This window comes from Roseateles sp. FW305-36 (assembly GCF_058787015.1).
Genome location: NZ_JBYSZK010000029.1, coordinates 1 through 19507, shown reverse-complemented (window position 1 = coordinate 19507; position 19507 = coordinate 1). Strand labels below are relative to the sequence as shown.

18 protein-coding genes are annotated in these 19507 nt (G+C 63.0%); 10 read left to right on the top strand and 8 right to left on the bottom strand.

Annotated features, from left to right (window positions below; all coding sequences use genetic code 11):
• Positions 1-733 precede the first annotated feature (733 nt).
• Positions 734-1027, bottom strand: a complete 294-nt coding sequence (locus AC3WOE_RS29980) for a helix-turn-helix domain-containing protein (RefSeq protein ID WP_492696095.1) — start codon at positions 1025-1027, stop codon at positions 734-736.
• A 151-nt stretch (positions 1028-1178) separates the two neighbouring features.
• Between AC3WOE_RS29980 and AC3WOE_RS29975 the strand changes: the two genes are divergently transcribed.
• The 7 genes from AC3WOE_RS29975 to AC3WOE_RS29945 all read left to right on the top strand — a co-directional run bounded on the left by AC3WOE_RS29975 (position 1179) and on the right by AC3WOE_RS29945 (position 8031).
• On the top strand, positions 1179-1784 hold the full coding sequence (locus AC3WOE_RS29975; protein ID WP_492696093.1) for a transposase: 606 nt from the start codon (positions 1179-1181) through the stop codon (positions 1782-1784).
• 21 nt (positions 1785-1805) lie between these two features.
• Positions 1806-2279 carry an RNA polymerase sigma factor gene (locus tag AC3WOE_RS29970; RefSeq protein ID WP_492696091.1) on the top strand — a complete coding sequence of 158 codons (474 nt, stop codon included), beginning with the start codon at positions 1806-1808 and terminating at the stop codon, positions 2277-2279.
• Positions 2280-2281: 2 nt separating this feature from the next.
• Positions 2282-2611 (top strand): FecR/PupR family sigma factor regulator, encoded by a 330-nt coding sequence (locus tag AC3WOE_RS29965; RefSeq protein ID WP_492696089.1) that lies wholly within the window; start codon positions 2282-2284, stop codon positions 2609-2611.
• A gap of 400 nt (positions 2612-3011) precedes the next feature.
• Positions 3012-4892, top strand: coding sequence for a type IV secretory system conjugative DNA transfer family protein (locus AC3WOE_RS29960; protein ID WP_492696087.1), 1881 nt, complete (start codon positions 3012-3014; stop codon positions 4890-4892).
• Positions 4893-5044: 152 nt separating this feature from the next.
• Positions 5045-5575, top strand: a complete 531-nt coding sequence (locus tag AC3WOE_RS29955) for a hypothetical protein (RefSeq protein ID WP_492696085.1) — start codon at positions 5045-5047, stop codon at positions 5573-5575.
• Positions 5572-6576 (top strand): relaxase/mobilization nuclease domain-containing protein, encoded by a 1005-nt coding sequence (locus AC3WOE_RS29950; RefSeq protein ID WP_492696083.1) that lies wholly within the window; start codon positions 5572-5574, stop codon positions 6574-6576. The genes AC3WOE_RS29955 and AC3WOE_RS29950 overlap by 4 nt, the downstream gene beginning before the upstream one ends.
• Positions 6577-6969: 393 nt before the next feature.
• The gene (locus AC3WOE_RS29945) at positions 6970-8031 is read left to right on the top strand and encodes a Tle-like phospholipase domain-containing protein (RefSeq protein ID WP_492696081.1); all 1062 of its coding nucleotides are present in this window, start codon (positions 6970-6972) and stop codon (positions 8029-8031) included.
• A gap of 169 nt (positions 8032-8200) precedes the next feature.
• Here AC3WOE_RS29945 and AC3WOE_RS29940 read toward each other — a convergent pair whose 3' ends face one another.
• Positions 8201-9910 (bottom strand): alkaline phosphatase family protein, encoded by a 1710-nt coding sequence (locus tag AC3WOE_RS29940; RefSeq protein ID WP_492696079.1) that lies wholly within the window; start codon positions 9908-9910, stop codon positions 8201-8203.
• Between the two features lie 457 nt (positions 9911-10367).
• On the opposite strand from AC3WOE_RS29940, the gene AC3WOE_RS29935 reads away from it, so the two are divergent.
• Positions 10368-10883, top strand: a complete 516-nt coding sequence (locus AC3WOE_RS29935) for a hypothetical protein (protein ID WP_492696077.1) — start codon at positions 10368-10370, stop codon at positions 10881-10883.
• Positions 10884-10935: 52 nt separating this feature from the next.
• Here the strand turns inward: AC3WOE_RS29935 and AC3WOE_RS29930 are convergent, their stop codons facing one another.
• Complete coding sequence (locus tag AC3WOE_RS29930) at positions 10936-11601, bottom strand: response regulator (RefSeq protein ID WP_492696075.1); 666 nt, start codon at positions 11599-11601, stop codon at positions 10936-10938.
• 135 nt (positions 11602-11736) lie between these two features.
• Here AC3WOE_RS29930 and AC3WOE_RS29925 point away from each other — a divergent pair, with 135 nt between their 5' ends.
• A complete protein-coding gene (locus AC3WOE_RS29925) occupies positions 11737-12021 on the top strand; it encodes a hypothetical protein (RefSeq protein ID WP_492696073.1) in 285 nt (94 codons plus the stop codon).
• Between the two features lie 528 nt (positions 12022-12549).
• Here the strand turns inward: AC3WOE_RS29925 and AC3WOE_RS29920 are convergent.
• The 4 genes from AC3WOE_RS29920 to AC3WOE_RS29905 are packed head-to-tail and all read right to left on the bottom strand — an operon-like array spanning position 12550 to position 15890.
• Positions 12550-13575, bottom strand: coding sequence for a glycoside hydrolase family 43 protein (locus AC3WOE_RS29920; protein WP_492696071.1), 1026 nt, complete (start codon positions 13573-13575; stop codon positions 12550-12552).
• Positions 13576-13616: 41 nt separating this feature from the next.
• A complete protein-coding gene (locus AC3WOE_RS29915) occupies positions 13617-14090 on the bottom strand; it encodes a cyclophilin-like fold protein (RefSeq protein WP_492696069.1) in 474 nt (157 codons plus the stop codon).
• A 1-nt stretch (position 14091) separates the two neighbouring features.
• Positions 14092-14685 carry a DapH/DapD/GlmU-related protein gene (locus tag AC3WOE_RS29910; RefSeq protein WP_492696067.1) on the bottom strand — a complete coding sequence of 198 codons (594 nt, stop codon included), beginning with the start codon at positions 14683-14685 and terminating at the stop codon, positions 14092-14094.
• Between the two features lie 41 nt (positions 14686-14726).
• Positions 14727-15890: an alpha/beta hydrolase gene (locus AC3WOE_RS29905; protein WP_492696065.1), complete on the bottom strand. Its 1164-nt coding sequence runs from the start codon at positions 15888-15890 to the stop codon at positions 14727-14729.
• A 148-nt stretch (positions 15891-16038) separates the two neighbouring features.
• On the opposite strand from AC3WOE_RS29905, the gene AC3WOE_RS29900 reads away from it, so the two are divergent.
• Positions 16039-16938, top strand: a complete 900-nt coding sequence (locus AC3WOE_RS29900) for a LysR family transcriptional regulator (RefSeq protein ID WP_492696064.1) — start codon at positions 16039-16041, stop codon at positions 16936-16938.
• A 455-nt stretch (positions 16939-17393) separates the two neighbouring features.
• Here the strand turns inward: AC3WOE_RS29900 and AC3WOE_RS29895 are convergent, their stop codons facing one another.
• Positions 17394-18959, bottom strand: coding sequence for a methyl-accepting chemotaxis protein (locus AC3WOE_RS29895; protein WP_492696062.1), 1566 nt, complete (start codon positions 18957-18959; stop codon positions 17394-17396).
• Between the last annotated feature and the right edge of the window lie 548 nt (positions 18960-19507).

The window sequence follows — 19507 nt, the reverse complement described above, 5'->3', positions numbered from 1 at the left end:
ATCCTCGGTGTCAGGGGCTGGGAATGCGCACCGTGCTCCGGAGTGCAACCGTCAAGGTGTGTTCACCGCCCGCTTACGATAATCGCACCAGATTGCGGCCTCATCAGCATCGGTTCGGCGTGCATCTACTCGCCGCCCACCCCACCCCACAAGTGATCCAGATACCGCCCCTCGCGGTACATCTCCCCGTTGTGCCCCAGCGCCGTGACGAACATGCGGCCTTTTCTCCTAGTGTTGGCGCCGATCCCTGAGCGAGCCACTTGCGGTCTTTGTGCCGACGATCCGGAGAGCCTCCAGGTCTGCCGCCCAGCGTGCATACCTAACGTGCCTGAGGGTTGATTGCGGGCCTCAGTCGAGTGTCGGCACGCCGGCTCAGCTCGACGTCGGCGCCAACAGCACAGTCCATCTGAGCCATGACTGCTCCTTTAGGAACTACAGGCTCTATAGCGTTGATTCTTCGGGTGCTTTGGGGGAGCCGCAGCCCGCGCGTGAGTAGTTCGCCAGCGACAAACAGCTCTTCCGCCAATCCAGAGATCTGTCCGTCGCGGCGACGGCTCTTTGGGTGCGGCTGGCGTTACAGGCATATCGATGCGCACTTCCCTTGGCCGTCGGCTTGCTGGTTCTACTTCAGCGCCCAAACATGCCCTCAGCGACCTAGCCCGGCTAGATCTTGGTGGAGTCTCAACTACGCTCGTCCGCGGCCAGCAGAGTTGGCCTTCGCGGAGCGACTTTTCTAGCGTGCTTTGCCAACGCCTCTCGTGTGGCCTCGGACACTGGCTTCATGTGCGGCGATCCGCTGCTCCCACAGCTCAGTGAACGTCGGCAGGTCCTGCCCCAAGTTCCGCAGCCATTCCCGCAACTCCACTGCATCAAGCGTGCGATCACCCTTCTCAGCCTTGCTAACCATGCCTTGGGTCCAGTCTAAAGCCGACGCCAACTCGGTCTGCGAAATACCGGCGGCTACGCGAGCGTCCCTTAGGAGGGATAGCAGGATCTGACGTTCGGCGGAGTAGAGGGTTTTGTCCATGGCGCTGCGAGCGCAGCACGATGATCTGTGTTGCAAACAATCCCAAACTGGGATACTCTGAAATGGAATATTGCGCCCTTGGCAAACGGTCTGCTGATGGCCATGACATCCCCGCGATCTAAGTGATCGCCTCCCTCACCAGGAGCAAGCGATGAACATCTCCCTGATCAACGCCGAGTCTGAACTGGGCCCACTCTGCCGCTCGTACGTCTGCGCGGCGTTAGATGTGCTCAAGCTGCAGGTTCTGAGCGATTCCGGCCTCCACGTCACGCACCTCATCTGGGCCGTGGGCGTTCTCTCAAACCACCGGCCTCACTACCTGGGCACCTGGCATGTCCAAGGCGCCAACGACGCCGGGTGGCGCGCCATCGCCAGCGACCTTCGGGCCCGCGGCGTCGAACGGCTCCGCATCGTCATCGGCCCGGACCCCGTCGAGATGCAAGCCGCAATGACGCCGCACTACCGCGACGCTTCCGTCTTGCCAGCATCCACGCCCATCGCCCATCCGGAGCTTGCATCGACCCTGTCCGGCCATCGCCAGTCCGTCGAGCGAGCCCTGGAAGTCACAGATTCCCTCGCCCTTCGCCTGAAGCGGGCCGCGGCTCGCCATGGTCCCTTTGCCAACGCGGCTGCCGCCGCTGCGTTGCTGCGTCGATCAGCCGAACACTGCATCTCTCGCGATTGGCCGGAGCCCCTAGAGCCCGTTCGTGCGCTGCGCTTCCCCACCGTGATGGCGCTGACCGCGGCAGCCAGCTGACCAGCCTCCGCTCGGCAGGCCATGAACATCAAGAAGACCCTCGCCAGCATTCGTGCCGCGCTGCAGCGCCGCGGGAACTCGGCGCAGGACGCCGAGGACCTAGTACAGGAGGCGTGGGTGCGCCTGGCGGGATACCAGCGCGAACAGGAAGTGGCGCGGCCCGAGGCCTTCATGATGCGTACCGCACTGAACCTCTCCATCGACGCCCATCGCGCCAGAACGACGCGCGGTGAGGAAGTGCTCGTCGAGGAAGCGGTCATCATCGACCTCGCGCCCACCGCTGAAGATTCGATGCTCGCCAAGGAGCGCCTGGCACGGCTCAGCGAGGGGCTCAGCCGCCTGAGCGAGACCACGCGTGCCATCCTGTTGTCCCATCGCCTGGACGGCCTGACCTACGGCGAGATCGCGCGGGCCCGAGGCGTGAGCGTCACCACCGTGCATACGCACGTTGCCAAGGCCACCCTTCAGCTCACCAGCTGGATGGAAGGCTGGTAGCCGTGCCGCCAGGCGGAGCGTCCGACGCGCCGAGGACAGAAAACCGAAAGCAGCCGGCTGTCACGTCAGAGATCGCCTCCGAGGCGGCTGTATGGGTTGCGCGCCTGCACGGACCCGACAGGTCGCCGGCCATGGCCCGCGAATGCCTCGCCTGGCAGGCGCGCTCAGCGGCACATCGCCTGGCCTTCGAGCGGTGCACCGACACCTGGCCGGACATTCCGGCACTCACCCTCGGTGGCTACGCCGCAGCCGTCGACGCGACGCGCCCTGAGACGCCCGACCTCAACAGCGCTCATGCAAAGCAGGCGAGCTCGGAGACGGCCAATCCCTGAACCCTGACACCCGTACCGAGCACTGCGGCGACGCGGACTGCCACATCCAGACCCAACGAATTTGAAAGCGATTGAAAGCACCAGCCGCTCAGTTGGCGTGGCAGAAGCGACGGACGTTTAAGCCATCGATTTTTTCCGGGTCGAGACCTCAGTGGTTTCCCGATTCTTGCGAGTCGCCATCCTTATACGGCTTCAAACGTTCGGTCGCGGCTCCTCCAACTGCCATCTAACAGCCGGTCGAGAGACCCCGGAGCTGTTTGGCAACCGCCAACGCTGCGGCTCAGCGCATCTGGACAGTTAGCCTTCAAAGGCCTGCAATCGCCGCCGCGGCCGCGACGCTGCAAATCCGCTGATCGAGCGGCGCAGGGAATCGCGACACGCGCTTTTGCAGGAGTGCCGTATGAATACTTGGTCCACACGCCGCAAGATATCGGCGTTCGTTTTCGCAACCGTCGCCTATGCCCTGCTCGCCGTCATCGCCATGTACATGGCTGGCGTCTTGTTCCTGATACTTTGCAAGGCGAATCCGGCACAGGCCGGCGTCACCAGCATCATTGGCTACTGGAAGACGTTTGACTTCGATGCGCGGTTGCGATCGCGATTGCAACTGGCATCGGGCGCTTCAGCTTTGGTCCTGCTTGTCCTCGTGCCAGGAGCAATGCTGTCGGCTGCTCGTCCTCGGCGTTCCCTGTTCGGCGATGCGAGGTTCGCCAGTGCCGCGGAAATTCGGCGGGCTGGTCTGTACGGTGGGGACGGCCCGTCCATCCTGGTGGGACGGCATCGAGGGCGATACCTCGCGTTGCCAGGTGAGCTGTCGGTGATGCTGTCCGCACCAACGCGAAGCGGCAAGGGCGTTGGCGTCGTGATCCCCAACCTGTTGAACTTCACCGATTCAGTCGTCGTGCTGGACATCAAGGGGGAAAACTTCGCGATCACGGCTGGCTTCCGATCCAAGCACTTCCCGGTCTTTGCGTTCTCGCCTTTCGACCCGGAAGCGCGCAGCCATCGTTGGAATCCGCTGTCCACGGTTCGGCGCGACGCCTTCCACGTTGTGGGCGACCTGCTGAACATCGCGCGCGCGCTCTTTCCGACCGATGGCGCAGGCAAGTCCGAGACCTTCTTCAACGACCATGCCCGCAACATGTTCCTCGGGCTTGGGCTGCTGTTGAGCGAAACGCCTGAACTCCCCTTCACCATGGGCGAAATGCTCCGGCAAGCCTCGGGGAAAGGACGGCCCCTGGCTGACCATATCAACGGGATGCTGAGCACGCGCAGCTACACGGACACGTGCGTGTACGCACTTCGACGGCTGCTTTCCAACTCGGAAAACACCTTGGCCTGCATCGTTGCGACCTTCAATGCGCCGCTGACCATCTTTGCGGACCCCGTCGTGGACGCTGCTACCAGCGGTGACGACTTCTGCCTGAAGGACGTCAGACGCAAGCGGATGACGATCTACGTGCGCATTCCGACCCCAAGCCTTCCGAGTGCGAAACCGCTTTTGAACCTGTTCTTCTCGCAGCTGGTCAGTCTGAACACGGACTACGTGCCAGCCCAGGACCCAACGATCAAATACCAGTGCCTGGTCATTGCCGACGAGTTCCCCTCCATGGGGCGAGTTGACGCGATCATGTTGGCCTGCGCCTTCCTTGCGGGCTACAACATGCGGCTACTCACCGTGGTTCAGGCCATGTCGCAGCTCGACGCCGTCTACGGCGAGTACCAAGCGCGCACATTTGCGACCAACCACGGACTGCAGATCCTGTATGCGCCGCGCGAGCAGCGCGATGCCGAGGAGTACAGCGCCGCGCTGGGCTACACCACGGTGAAGAGCACGTCGCGCGGGCGCAGCCGTTCACTTTCGAGACCAGGCCATGACGTCGCGAGCAGCAACGAGAGCGACCAGCGGCGCGCCTTGCTGCTGCCTCAGGAGTTCAAAGAACTCGGCAGCGAGAAGCTGGTCCTGATCCCGGAGCACTGCAAGCCGGTCCTCGGCGGCAAGATCTGCTACTACAAGGAAAAATTCTTTAGGGAGCGGCTGCTACCGCCACCCCAGGTGCCTCAGATGGACATGAAGTTCCATCGCGCCCAAGTGCATGAAAGCATGTGCTTCTCGACCAGACAGCGGCCGACTGGCGACGCGGGCGCTGCAAGAGATATCTTGCACGAAGGTCCCGATGTCCTGCGAGATAGCTCCGAGAAGCTGACCCGTTCCTTGATGGATCACTTCCGCCCTCATGAAGGGCGGGATGGCGAAGGCGGCCGTTCAAGTAACGCGTAGCCTGACCGGGCGTTGGCACGGGAGACCATATGAAGAAGTCACCAGCCGATAGAGAGTCACAGCTGAGCGAGCGCGCGCACGCGGACTCGGAGCCAGCCGCGAAGGAGCTCCTACCGGGAGAGGCCACGAGAGTGGACTTCAGCCGAGAACGCGTGAACGTCAGCCTGGGCGCGCTCGGCCCGCGCCTGCGCGCCGTGGCGGCCCTTGAGCGGACGTCCATGTCGGCGTTGATGCGACGAGCAACCGTGCAGATGCTTCGCGACCGACCGGTCGCCGTCGACCAGGGTGGCGATCCCCAGCCGGCAGATCGCTCCCGGTGGACGAGGATCCACCTCTATTTGCCGCAAGCGCATGCTGCAGCGTTGGCTGCGCGTGCGCGTGCGACGGCAATGTCGCGCAGCGAACTGGTGTGGTCGCTGCTCGGCGACAAGCCGCCGCAACCGGTTCCGGTCGATCTCGCATCGGCAGTTCGTGGCCTGCTCGCATCCACGGATCGCGTCGCGGTGCTCTCCACGGATCTGAGTGAGTTTCTGCGGTTGTTGGACACGGCCAGCGCGTCCGCCCCCGAACTCCAGCCGCTGCGCGAGAGCACGAGGGCATTGCACAAGGATGTTCGCGAACACTTGAAAAGTGCCTCGGCACTGCTTGCGGCACTCAAGCCCTACAGGAGACCAAGACCATGACCACGCGACAGAACATCGATGGCGTCCTGGTTCAGTGGGGTGAGCGGCTGTTCTACCCGGGCAACCGGATCGTGAGGCCGGACTACACGCCGCGCCTGGACGCTTCTCTGAAGTCCAGGGCAGCCATCATCCGCAGTCGCATCGCAGCGACGGTGCACCGAGCACCGCAGGCGTTCGTGCGGGTTACGGGCGGCGGCCGGGGCATGAAAGCGATCGCAAGCCACCTGGCCTACATCACCAAGGACGGTCAATTGACGTTCGAGGACGACCGGGGAGTGACTCGCGAGGGCAAGGCTGCGCTGTCGGATCTGGTGGAACAGTGGCGCTATGGCGGCACCTTCATCGCCAAGGTCGAGGACCGGCGCGAGGCGCTCAACCTTGTGCTGTCGATGCAAGCAGGGACTGATCCGGACCTCTTGAAGCAGGCGGTGCGCGAGTTTGGAAGGCTTGAGCTCTCGGGACATCGATATGTGATGGTGCTCCACGAACACCAGTCGAAGCCACACGTTCACCTCTGCACCAAGTTCGAATCCAGAGACGGCAGTCGGCTGCAGCATGGGCCGCAGGACTTGTACCGCTGGCGAGAGACGTTTGCGGAGCGACTCAGAGGCCTCGGAATCGAGGCGGAGGCGACTCGACCGGCCTCGCGCGGCGAAATCCGCAAGTTCGAAGTGCTCTGGCGACTGAGGGCCAAGGAGCAAGGCCGACCGCTGACAACTTCGTTTTCGACGAGAAGAGGTACTGCGCACGAGCGCAAATGCTTCGAGGCCATGCAGGGCTGGGCAGGAATCCTGAAAGCACTTCAGTCTTCCGAGCTCGACGAGGATCGAAAGCTCGCCAGGGAGGTCACGGACTTCATGATTCGCACTCCCTACGTGCGAGAGGTCATCAGCAAGAACCCAGAGATGCTGCGAAATGCTGATCGATACCTGGAGTCCAAGCACCAGGAGCCGGCGAGGACCGTGACCTTGCAGCGGTCAGGCCCGGAGTGGACGCGTTGACAGCACATTTCCGCGCGGTATCGCTCATAGTTATCTCCGCCACGCCGATAGCCGAACACGCGTCTGCGCAGATGCGAGTGCACCAGTCCCCGTGCGTCGCAGCACGCCTGCGGCACTGATCGGTCATAACCAACTCCACGGGCTCCGCACGCCTAGTCATATTCACAGTCCTACTCCTTTCCTCAAAGATTGGCGGTGGACCGTGTCCGGCCATTCAGGGGGCTAGTTCAGGCTAGAGACCAGGCCCCGCTGCAACGACCGAGCACTAGGCGGTTGAAACGAGAGCAGTCATCTGAATTGATGATTCCGCAGGTTCCCTCGCCGCACGGGTGCTCGGACACTGTGCCGATGCTTGGTCGCCGACTAGGTAGAGGCCACCCGTCAGGAGCACGTATGCAATGGAAGCGACTAGCCGGTTTTTCGATACTGACCATCGTCGGCATCTACGTCGCCCTCATGGCCGGTTGCGCGAGCATGAAGCAGACACCGGAAGAAGTCTACATACGTGAAAGTGGTGGTGAGCTCAAGTTTTGGAAATGGACATCAGCCGCCTCAGAGATTCATTGGCCGTTTGCGTGGGCAGCGGTTGCGGCCTACCAGGATCAGCGTGACCCAAAGCGCTCGCCCTTGAAAGTCAAGGATCCATCTTTGGAACCGCACGCGTTTCTGCGTGACCGTGGTTGGACACAATGGACAGAGCTGCCTTCGATCGAGGAGCGGCCCGGGGAGAAGTATCCAAACGAGGCCAAGACGATGCGCGACGTGCATCTACGCGCTGAAGTTTGGTCGAACGAGGCCACGAAGCAAGTCATCGTCGCCTTCGGGGGAACGGCGGCAACCAGTGCTGATGATTGGAAGGCGAACTTCCGGTGGCTATTTCATCTCTTCAGCGACAAGCCCGACGAGTACAGCGTTTTGACCGATACGTTCGTGAGGATTTTCAGGGCGACTTACCTTGATAGAGCCAGCAAGCCCGACGGTACATGGCTGATCGGTGCCGAGATCGTCTCGACGGGCCATTCCCTTGGCGGAGGGCTTGCACAGCGCTTCGCTTATTCGTTCAAGACAGCGGATGGAATCTGCCAGGTAGCGCATGTCTACGCCTTCGATCCATCGCCTGTGTCGGGCAAACACGACGCCCCGTTTGTGAAAGAGGTTGCTCCAGGACTGACCATCTATCGCATCTACAACCGGGGCGAGACGCTAGCCAGCGTGCGCTCCATCCTCCAGCTCACAAACCGCAACAACGAAGACGAACAAGGTCAGACATGGCTCGACATCCGTTACCGCGACAACTGGTCTTGGCGAACTCTTCTGCCATCAGGCACCGTTCACGCCCATGGAATGTATGACCTCGCGTGCTTCATGGCGAGGCACCTTCCCACCGACAAAGCGCCAAATGCAGCGGCCCTAACGAGCAACTGCCTGGTCGACGGCGACCCAGTCCAGCAATAGAAGACCGCTTGTAGGTCGCTGCGGTCCTGCGGTGACCAAGCGGTTGATGCGATGAGCCGAGCTGCAGATGACCGCCAGCTCCCGCTTGCGCAACTTTCTGTCAAGGGGCGAGATTGAACAAAGCGACCCGAACGGCTTCGTTGACCGCGCGGGTGCAATGCTCATCTGCTCAACGCTCGTCGTTGAGCGGCAAAGCGCGCGTGTGCTCTTCGCCAACGGCACGCAGCGCGTGTGCATCCAGGCCCAGCAGACGCAAGATGGTCGGCGCGACTTGCGTCGTGTCGACCCGGTCGTCCACCACGGAGTGCTGCACGCCAGCGCCAAAGACGACAAGGCCAACATGACGGTCGAGCGCGTTGTCCCCGCCGTGTTCGGAGATCTTGGACAGCTTCGAGCCGCCATAGACGGTGCCTCGGACCGCAATGCCGATCAGATCGGGAACCCGATCATCGGTCTGCGACGCACCAATGAACGCCGCAGCTTCGGCGCCAGCGTAGATCGTCTTCAAGCCGGCGCCTGTGAACGCCTTGGATGTCTTCACGCCAGATGCGTCCGAGCCGATGCCAACACCTGAATACTGCTGCAGGAAAGACTTCGCGAAGCTCGTCGCCTTGGTCGAACGGTCGTTCAGCCACAGCAGCACGCCATCATCGTCCATGGCGTGCGCGACGAGCGGCTGCGAGCTTCCCGTCTGGCTGGTCCATGCGGCGTTGAGCGCGTCGATCATGTTTCCGTCATTGATGATCGTCAGGTCCGCCCGGTCCTGCGGCGACTGGGCGTGCTTCGCCGTGACGATGAACACCGTGCGCCGCAGATCGCTCGCTTGCACGAGGCGCCCGACCTGCGCGTCCACGAAGGCCAATGCGCCTTGCAGCACGGCGCCGGGTGTCGAGACGCCAGCGACGTCAGTGACATAGCCGCCCAGGCCGTTTGACGGCTGGATCGCGAGAGTGACGGGATCCACGAAGCGCGAGACATTCAACTTCTGCGCGGTCGAGACCGACTGGAAGTTCATGCCCAGGATGGCCGGAACGGCAAACTTTCCGTTGCCGGCGTGGTCATGACCGCCTAGCCAGTTGAGCACGGCACTGACCTTGAGGGCGTCATAGGTCTGCGTATTGACGTTGTCTTTGGTGAAGTCACTGCCAGGGCCGGCGGGCAGGCTGGGATCGGTAACCGAGGAATTGATTTCCGGTGTGAACAGATCGTCGATGCCCTGGCCGGACGGGCCATTCAGGATGTCGTAGGCCGCGTGCTTGTCCGACCAGGCCGTACGCAAGCCATTCTGGTGAATCACCTCGAAAACGGTGTTCACCTTCAGGTACTGGTGGGGGTAGACCGGTGTGCAGCCGACGGGCGACACCGGCAATTGCGCAGGGTCGATGAGGTCCTTGGCCGTGCCGCTCAGTTGCGAGATGAGTGCGAAGTTGTTGTAGAGGCCGGGAATCTTCTGGCCGGCATCCAATCTGTTCAGATCCTTGTCGACGTTCTCGGCGAAGGCCACTTCGCTCCCAGGCGTTGCATGCGCACAGTCCGTCGTGCCTGGCGCGAGCAATGTGCGGCTGTAGGCGTCGTCGTAGTACACGCCCGTGGTGCGCGGGTGTCCACCGGTGACAAGGCCGACCATGCCGGGGAACGAGTCCGAGGGGAACGGCGTACGGGCGTGAGAGAACGAAACGCCCGAGTGCACCATGCGCGCCAGCGTCGAGTTGGGGTAGTTGGCGACGAACCAGGTCAGGTCGTTCTGGTGCAGGCCATCAATGGAGATCAGGACGACATGCTTGGCGTCTCGATCATGGTCGGATCGGTTCTCCGCAAAGGCGCCGCCGGCGAGGGCGAGCAGGATCGAGGCAGCAGCGGCTGATCGCTTGAAGCGCATAGAAAACTCTCTGGTCGGTTGAAGACCGACCCATGCTCATGCGACCGAATGACAGCGAGATTGCAGATCTCACGGCGTTGGCATGCCGACAGGTTCGATACAGAAACCCACAATCGGCCAGCATGAAAAGCCGCCTATCCGACATGGCGAGCCAAGCCGATACGCCGGCGCGGGTCGTCTCAACACAAAAGGCAGCGGGCCTCGCGATTGCACTGGCCAGTCAAACTCTTTTGATCGCTTCGATCCAGTCGCAACCCCGCGCGCGAAAGCATGTCCTCAGCCAGACGCAGCCAAAGGACCGGCGGGTGGTGGCCCCTCCTTCAGCCCTCAGCGTTGGCCCTGGCAGACGAAGACTCGGCTGTTCAGCTTCTGGTCAGGCACGCAACACTGCTGCGCCGTGTAATCACACGTGGTCGTTCTTGCGTCATGCGCGACGCCGGACTGCCCACTGGAAGGCGTGATTCAAGCATTGAGGCCGCGCACGAAATCGCTGTTGGATGGAATTCGAGTAGTGCCGAAGACACCCCCCACTCCACGCCTGCTTGGAGCTTGGGCCCGCCACCTGATCCTGGCGGCCTTGTTCGTACACGCGGGCGCTCAGGCGAGCGACTGCCCGACCACTAAAGCCGAACGTTTCGACGAGTTCTTCAAGAGGTTCTCGAGCGAAAGCCTGTTCGCATTGTCGAGAACGGATCTTCCGTTGCTAACGGAGCGATGGAGTGGTGAAGACTCGTTCGGCGAGCCAGTCGAGCCGGATGACGTCTGGGTCTCGCGCGAGGCCTATGCCCGACGTCCGAGTCTTCAGGTTCTGAGTACCTCGCAGCACATGGTCCTGCAGACCGTGCACCTTGCTCCAACGGCTGCAACCATCGAGCTCCTGGACCGCGATCATCTTCCTACTCAGGCGTTGCACTTCAAGCTGGACACGGGATGCTGGAGGCTGATGTGGGTCGAAGAGTTCGAACGCTGGTGACGAGCCCCGGTCGTTCCCGCCCAAAGGCAGGCCGGTATGTGAGTCCCGTGGGTCATTGCGCGTCGGGTTCGTTCTCTGCCGTTGAGCTCTTCAAGCTATCTTTTTGATCGGATTTCGGCTCGCCGGCTGCGGGTGCCTTTGATACGAGACCGTGCCTTTGGAGATGGTCTCGAACGGCAGCCGCGTTCCTTTGCACAACTCCGCTCACGGCCTCGGTAAGCACACGGTCAATAGCAACGCGCTCGATCAGCTCTTCGACGCCGCTCACCTTTTCGGGGGCAGGAAGTCCCTCGTCTCTTTCGCTTGGCCACGGTGCACCTGGCGCGTTGGCCGCTTGAGGCGGATGGCCGATGGAATATTGCCTGCACAGTTCAAGGAACTGATCGATCTCGCTCGACTTGTCGAACACCGCGTCAGCGCCGCAATCGCTCGACTTCCTGCGAATGTCCGCTGTGGCGTAGTTGGTCAGAACAACCATGAACTGATCGCTACGTCGCTTTCGTCCAGCACGCAGAACCTGGAGACCGTTGCCCGCTTTCAGCAACATGTCCACGATGGCGAGTTGCCACCTGTCCTCATGCGCCTGCAGCGCTGCAATGCCTTGTTCTGCCGTGTCGGCCGTGGCGATGACTTCGACGTCCGCAAACTCCGCCAGCGCCGGGATCAATTCCGAACGGATCACGAAACTATCTTCGATCAGGATCGTCGCGATAGTCATTTCGTTCGACCGGCGGCCAGATGGACGAAACGGTTATACAGGGTGTGCCGTGTCCATAATGTAGGACGACGCAACCCCCCGCCCTCAGAGGGGGGCGCACCACGCCACGCCGTAAAGCTGCTCAAGGAAATACCTATGTCGAAGCACTTGCCAGATTCGAAGCGGCACAAGGATGCGTCACCGCTCGACGACGCACTTGCCAAGAACAAGGAAGCTACCAAGGAAGTGGAGCGCGCTGCCGACGACCTGGCTGTCGTGCATGCGGTGCTTGACACCAAGATCGCCACCGGCGCCGTTGACGGCGACGTCAAGCGGGCGGTTGCAGAGACGAAAAAGGTTGAGGAACGCCTCAGCGAATCCGCAGACAAGCTGGAGCAGGTCAACGAGACCTTGGCACGCGAGGCACGTCGAGCTGGTTGAGGCAAGCCAGGCGCTCAAAGCCCGTGCATTTGGGTGGCTCGTCGCTTTCGCCGGCGAAGTTGCATGCTGGCAGGCGCCAAAGCTTCCACGCTCACGGTGCGAAGAATCGACGTTGCGCCGGTGAACAGCCCCGGCATTTCGGCGACGTGTTCTGCCTGCCCGATTTCCTGCCTGCCTCGGCAGCCGCATATTCCGACGCGACCTGATCACCAGGTCCAGCCTCTTCTGAGCGTGGAATCAGGCACCTGTTGAGCGCCTTGTCTGGAGGCGTCATGCAGGGCAGCTGTCCAGCGACTTGGCCACTCGGTCCAGCACCGCGTGCAGAGATGCTGACTGCTTCAGGCTGGGTGCTACCACTCGCAGGTGGCATGCGTGGGTCAGCAATGTGCCCAAAGCTGAAGCCCGAGACCGACGGCGGCACCGCCGCGTTTGCTGCCGTTCGCCGGTGGCGCGTCTGGAACCGCTAAGTGCCGCCATGCGGAAATTCACGCTTAAGCGGGCTAGAAGCGGCCATCGCAGCACGCCTCCCTAGGTCATCACGACCGGTTCGATGCTGCCGTCTTCCGCAAAGTGCATTCGATCGATCGCGACCTGGCGATGATTGCCGTCGATCTCATCCAAGGGGCGCCGGTGATAGACGATGTACCAGTCGTCGGTGCCAGGGATGCAGATCACGGAGTGGTGTCCGGCGCCTCGCGCGACGCGAGGGTCCTGCTGGAGGATCTTGCCCCGTGGCGTGAACGGCCCGAGGGGGCTGGACGCCGTGGCATAGGCCACGCTGTACAGCGGCCCGGTCCACTCGCCCTCCGACCACATCAGGTAGTAGACGCCGCGCCGCTTCAGCATGAAAGGCGCCTCGACATAGTCGGGTGACGGCGTGATCGACTTGTAGGTCTGGCCATCCTCGAACGGGGTCAGGCTGGTGAGATCAGGTGACAGGCGGACGACGTTGCAGTGCTTCCAGCCGCCGTAGTAGAGGTAGCAGGTCCCGTCGTCATCGCGGAACACCATCTGATCGATCGGCTGCGCACCGTGAACGATGCTGCCGATCAGCGGCTTGCCAATGGCATCCCGGAACGGGCCGTCCGGCCGGTCGCTGACCGCCACGCCGATGCCGCCGAGCTGCTGGTCGTTCTTGATGTCGTTGGCACCGAAGAACAGGAAATAGCGCCCGTCCTGTTCGATCGCGCAAGGCGCCCACATCGCATAGGCCGCCCAGCTGACGTTCTCGACGTCAAGTACGCGCGGATGACGGGTCCAGGTGACGAGGTCGGGCGAGGAAAAGGCGTCGAGGAATGTCTGCTTGAGGAATGGGCTCCAGATCGTGGGTGAGGCCCGCTGCTGCGTCTGCCATGCCGTGAAACGGCTGGGCTCCGCAGGGACCGGCCCGTCGGCCGAATAGGTCGGATACATCCAGTACCGATCGCCGAATATGCGAATGTCCGGATCGGCGTACCAGCCCGGCAGCACCGGATTGGTTGCGAGTGCGGTGCGCGCAGTGGCGAGCCCAGCGGGAGGTTCAGCCAACTGCGTTCGTTGATGGATCAGGGGCATGGACTGGCTCTGCGACGGCGAGTTGTGGACGCGGAGATTCTTCACGGCAGAGAAAAGCTGACGCGCGGGTTGCCGCGGCCCAAGGCCGGGCCCAGGCCGGCGGGCGTCTCGATTCGACCGATCCGCGTGTAGCTGTAGCCCGAGCGTAGCGCCTCGTAGAACACCACCAACGTGTCGTCGCCATAGAGCAGCACGTCACCGGCGCGGATGCTTCCCACCCGCTCGGCGGCCGTGGGCAGGTTGCGCGGGAGCTTGGCGTATTTCTCGTTGCCGTTCAGTTCCACCATGTCGAAGGTGGCCGGCAGCAACTCGACGAACGCGCGCGCGGTCGCGTTGTCTTCCAGCGTCACGGCAAAGCGCCGTGCGTCCACGGTCATCCACATGGTTTTTTCCTTCGATGCGGCTGGCTTGCCGCTGGCTGCGGCATTCAACGGTTCGGCCCCAGCACCAGCGAGAAAGGCGAGCGCCAAGGCCAGCAGGCCGGCTGCTGCCCGGGAGGATTTGCGCGGCGCCATGTCAGCCGGCATCGCGCTGCCCGCGCGCGCCGTCGATGTGCTTGATGAAGCGCGCCGGAATCCCGCCGACCACAGTGTTCGCCGGCACATCCTTCGTCACGACCGCATTGGCAGCCACGACGGCGTTCTCGCCGATGGTCACGCCCGGCATCACCGAGACGCCTGCGCCAAGCCACACACCCTTCTCGAGGACGATGGGCGCGCAATGGGTCGAACGGCGGGTCGCCGGATCGAGCGGATGGTTGATGGTGACCAGGTTCACCTTGGGTCCGATGAGCACGTCGTCGCCGATGGTGATGCCGCCCCGGTCCATGAGCTCGCAGGCGTGGTTGATGAATACGTTCTTTCCCACGCGGATGTTCTTGCCGAAGTCGCTGTAGAACGGGGGCAGCAACGCGAACGATTCATCGACCTGCGTGCCGGTCAGGCGGCCGAACAGGGCGCGCACTTCCGCAGGGTCGTGATACCCGGTGTTCATCTCGGCGATCACGCGTTGCGCCTCGGTGATCAGCGCCGCGATCTCCGGGTACTCGGGGTCGTCGAGCGAAATGGTGTCGCCGGCCAATTCGCGCTGAAAGATGTCGCGGGTGTCCATGGTCTCTCCTTCATGCAGCAGGCCGGGGCGCATGTTCCTGGTCATCCGGCACGCTGCGCCAGATGTTGGGTGAAGAAGGCCGTCAGCTTGCCCCATGGAATCAGGTTCACGCGGTCGTACAGGTCGACGTGGCCTGCATCGGGCACCCAGTGCAGTTCCTTGGGCTCCGCCGCGCGCTGGAAGGCGGCCTCGCTGAACTCCCGCGAATGCGCTTCGGTGCCGGTGATGAACAGCATCGGGCGCGGCGAGATCGTCTCGATGTCGTTGAACGGATAGAAGTTCATGAACTTGACGTTGCTGCTGAGCGTGGGGTGGGTGGTCAGCAGGGGCGACTGCCCGGGCGGCGTGTACTCGCCGCGGGGCGTGCGGTAGAAGTCGTAGAACTCGCGCTCGATAGGGTGCGAGGTCGGCGTGATCTGGTGCACCGTGCCGCTGGTGTACTGTGTTTCGCCGCCAGCAAACTCGACGTCGCGCTGCCGCGCCGCCTGGGCGATGACGGCCTTGCGTTGCGCCACCGTCTGCGACTGGTTCAGCGCCTGCCGGTTGGCGGCGCCCATGTCGTACATGCTGACCGTGGCGATGGCCTTCATGCGCGGGTCGATCTTTGCCGCGCTGATGACGAAGCTGCCACTGCCGCAGATACCGAGGACGCCGATGCGCTCGCGGTCCACCGCGGGCTGCGTGCCCAGGTAGTCGACGGCCGCGCTGAAGGCGTCGGCATAGAGGTCGGGAGACACCGCGTTGCGCGGGTGACCTTCGCTCTCGCCCCAGAACGGCAGGTCGATCGACAGCGTCACGAAGCCCATCTCGGCCATCTTCGTGGCGTAGAGGTTGGCGCTTTGCTCCTTGACGGCGCCCATCGGGTGCCCGACCACGATGGCCGCACTGCGGCCATTGCTGCCCGGCTGCTTGAGCATGAACAGGTTGCCTGCGACGTCCATGCCGTACTGGTTGCGAAAACGCACCTTGCGCATCGTGACGGCTGCGCTTCGATAGAAGTTGTCGGCGTCCGCGGGCTGGCCATCCCCACGACGTGGCGCGGCAGCGGGAGAGGCCGGCTCATCCTGGCCCGCTGAGGAGGCGCCCGCCACCAGGCCGCCGATGGCGACCAGACCGACGCCGGCACCGGCGAGAAAACTGCGGCGCTGCGGCACGTCCTGCTGGTCGTCGAGCGGATGGGGGTTCGGTGCGGTTTGCTTCGTCATGTCGATGTTCCTTGCCCGGACCGGACGTTCACCCGGCCCATGCGTGTTCTGGGATGACAGGAAGTTTGACGACCCTCGAAGCCCGTGACTAGGTGATGGATGCTTATTCGGCTTATAAGTGAGGCTAATCAATCCAGCCGGTACTGCCATGGCAAGACGCAACCTCAACGACCTCCTCGCCTTCGTGACCGTGGCGCGCGAAGGCAGCTTCACACGCGCCGCCGCGACGCTGGGCGTGACCCAGCCGGCGCTTAGTCAGGCGATTCGTGGGCTGGAGGAACGGTTGCAGATGCGCCTGCTCACGCGAACGACGCGCAGCGTCGCGCCCACGCCGGCGGGCGAGCGGCTGGCGCAGGCCATTGGCCACCGTTTCGACGAGATCGATGCCGAACTCGATGCGCTCACCGCGCTGCGCGACAAGCCGGCCGGCACCGTGCGTATCACCTGCGGTGACCACGTGCTGCGCAACGTGCTGATGCCCAAGCTCGGGCCGCTGCTGCACGAGTACCCCGACATCACGCTCGAGTTCGACATGAGCTATGGCTTCCGCGACATCGTGGCCGACCGGTTCGATGCGGGCGTGCGCCTGGGCAACACCATCGACAAGGACATGATCGCGGTGCCCATCGGCCCCGCGCTGCGCATGGCTGTGGTCGCATCCCCCGGTTACTTCGCACAGCATCCCAAGCCGAAGACGCCACAGGACCTGATGTCTCATCGCTGCATCAACCAGCGCATGCCCACCTCCGGCGGCCTCTATGTGTGGGACTTCAGTCGTCGCGGCAAGCACGTCAATGTCCGGGTCGACGGTCCGCTGATCTTCAACACGGCACCACCACAGGCCGATGCCGCAGTTGCTGGCCTGGGCATCAGCCTGCTGCCCGAAGACGAACTGGCGCCTTACCTATCCGACGGAAGCCTGGAGCGCGTTCTGGAAGACTGGTGCCCGCCCTTCGCCGGCTACCACCTCTACTACCCCAGCCGCCGGCAGCCATCGCCGGCCTTCACGCTGGTGCTGAATGCACTGCGACACGAAGCGTCGCGGTAGCAAGAAAGCCCGTCAGCAGAGTTGAGGTTGAATGACCGTTGTTGGCGCTCATGATCGTCGAGCCTTCGCAACACTAAAGGCGGCAGCCAGCCTGCTGCCGTCACCCGGTCAATTTCGGCTTTGGGCACCAAGCCGCCGACGGTCTGCCGGTCCGCATCTCGGGGGGGGGCCAGGTCAGTCCAGAAGCCGCATCAGCAAGCCCCCTGGTTGCCGCGAACCTGTGGAAACCCCTCGCTACCAAGCCAACTTCTGCTCAGCGCTCTCGGTGCAGTTGTCATCAGGCTCGTTGGACTCGCGCCGCGATAGCAGTGACTCTTGTCAAATCCGCGACACCGTGTTTTCGGGTTTCATCGCGGCCTGGGTTTGACGGAGCGCAACCCTTAGCAGCCTGCTGACACGATGCTGGCTGCAATTTGCTCGACCGCTCGCATCTGCTGATGCCGACACCGTCAGGCTCAGCGTCCCGGCCGGTCACCGCTCAACCTGAACACTGCCACCGCCTGCACGAGCTGCTGGGCCTGGCCATTCAAGCTTTCGGCGGCGGCCGCGCTCTCTTCGACCAGGGCAGCGTTTTGCTGGGTCGCCCGGTCCATCTGTGTCACCGCCTCGCCGACCTGGGCGACGCCCAAGCTCTGCTCCGCACTGGCCGCGCTGATCTCACCCATGATGTCGGTTACGCGTTTGATCGACGCGACGACCTCGGCCATCGTGATACCGGCCTGATCGACCAGGGCTGTGCCATGCTCGACGCGGGTCACGCTGGCGGCAATCAGGCTCTTGATCTCCTTGGCCGCATTGGCCGAGCGTCCGGCCAAGCTACGCACCTCGCTGGCCACGACGGCAAAGCCTCGTCCCTGCTCACCGGCGCGCGCCGCCTCAACGGCCGCGTTCAGGGCCAAGATATTGGTCTGAAAAGCGATGCCGTCGATGACGCCGATGATGTCGACGATCTTGCGGCTCGACTCGTTGATGCCCTTCATCGTCGTGACCACTTGACCGACCACATCTCCTCCCTTGATCGCCACCGTGCTGGCGCCCTGGGCGAGCTGGTTAGCCTGCTTGGCACTGTCGGCGTTCTGCTTCACCGTGGCGCTGAGTTCCTCCATCGAGGCGGCGGTTTCCTCCAGCGCCGAGGCCTGCTGTTCGGTGCGCTGGCTCAGGTCCATATTCCCGCTGGCAATCTCGCGCGAAGCCACGGCAATCGTCTCGGTGCCGGCGCGCACTCGCGTGACGGTGCTGGACAGCTTGTCGGTCATCGCCTGCAAGGCGCCCAGCAGCTCACCGATCTCGTCCTGATGCCCCTGCTCGATGGTCATCGTCAGATCGCCGTCGGCCACGGTCTTGGCGATGCCCAGCGCAAATTTCAGCGGGCCGGTGATGCTGCGCGAGATGATGAAGGCGAGCATCGCGCCAAGCGCGACGACCAGCAATCCCAGACCCAGCAGCAGCTGGTTGCTGCGGGAATTTGCCAGCTCGATGGCAAGCGCCGTGTCATCGATTGCCTTGCGCTGGAAGGCGACAAAATCCTGCACCCGCTGGTCGTAGGTCTTGGCCGACGGCAGGAAAGTCTCGGTGTACAGCTTGGCCGCCTCGGCCTCGTCGCCCGCCTTCTTGGCATTCATCACCGCATCCTTGGCCGCCTGGTACTTGATCCGCAACGCGATCGCCTCGTTGTAGATTGCCTTTTCCTCGTCGCTGGCCATCAACGGCTCTAGCGTCTTAAGAATTTCTCCGCCCTTCTTGGAGCTGGCCGCGATGACGTCGGCAAAGACGCTGGAGATCGTGCCGTCGCTGCTCTTGGCAATGATGGAGGTGCGCGCGATGGCTGAATAGATCAGCACATACCAGTCAGAGGCGATGCGCTCCTTCACCAGCGGGCTGGCCATCATGCGCTTGGTCGCCTCAGCATTGGCACGGGCGTTGTACAGCGCGAACGCGGTTGAAAGCACCGACAGCGCGAGGACGATGGCAAAGCCGACGGCCAGACGGGTGCCGATGCGTACGCTGGGCAAAAATGTCATGTAGACCTCCGCGATTTTTGAAGCGACACGCTCGGTACTCCGCCCCGCTTCTGTAATTTCGGCTTCCCCTGGGCCAGCTTAAGGCAATTGTCGGCATCAAGCCTTATGGGGGAACCGCCGGATGGCGCTGTTGCGCCACCCGAGGATCAAAAAGCTTGCGGATGCGGGAGGGCGCGCTTTATCGCGCCCTCCCCATCGGCGAGTCGGGGCTCCGTATTGAAGGTTGCGAATGTCGGTTCCGGGTCGGCTGTGATCGGTCGCAGACCTCAGATGCAGCCGCTCAGGTGGGAGGCAGCTGTCATGGTCGGAGCTGATGCCGTAGGAGGCTGCTTCCAAAGTGGAGCGGTCGAACGCCATTCCCTTGCCGAGGCCGTGACGGAGCTGGCGCCGACCTTCCCGGACAAAATTTCATTGCCACCTTCGGTGGCCACAGCTAGCCAGCCACCCGGCCGGCCAACGGCTCCTTTGGGCGGCGGATTCAACCAGTCGACGCAACACACTGACCCCTGCTCAGGCAGAAGGAGTGTTGCAAATGAAATACCGGACAC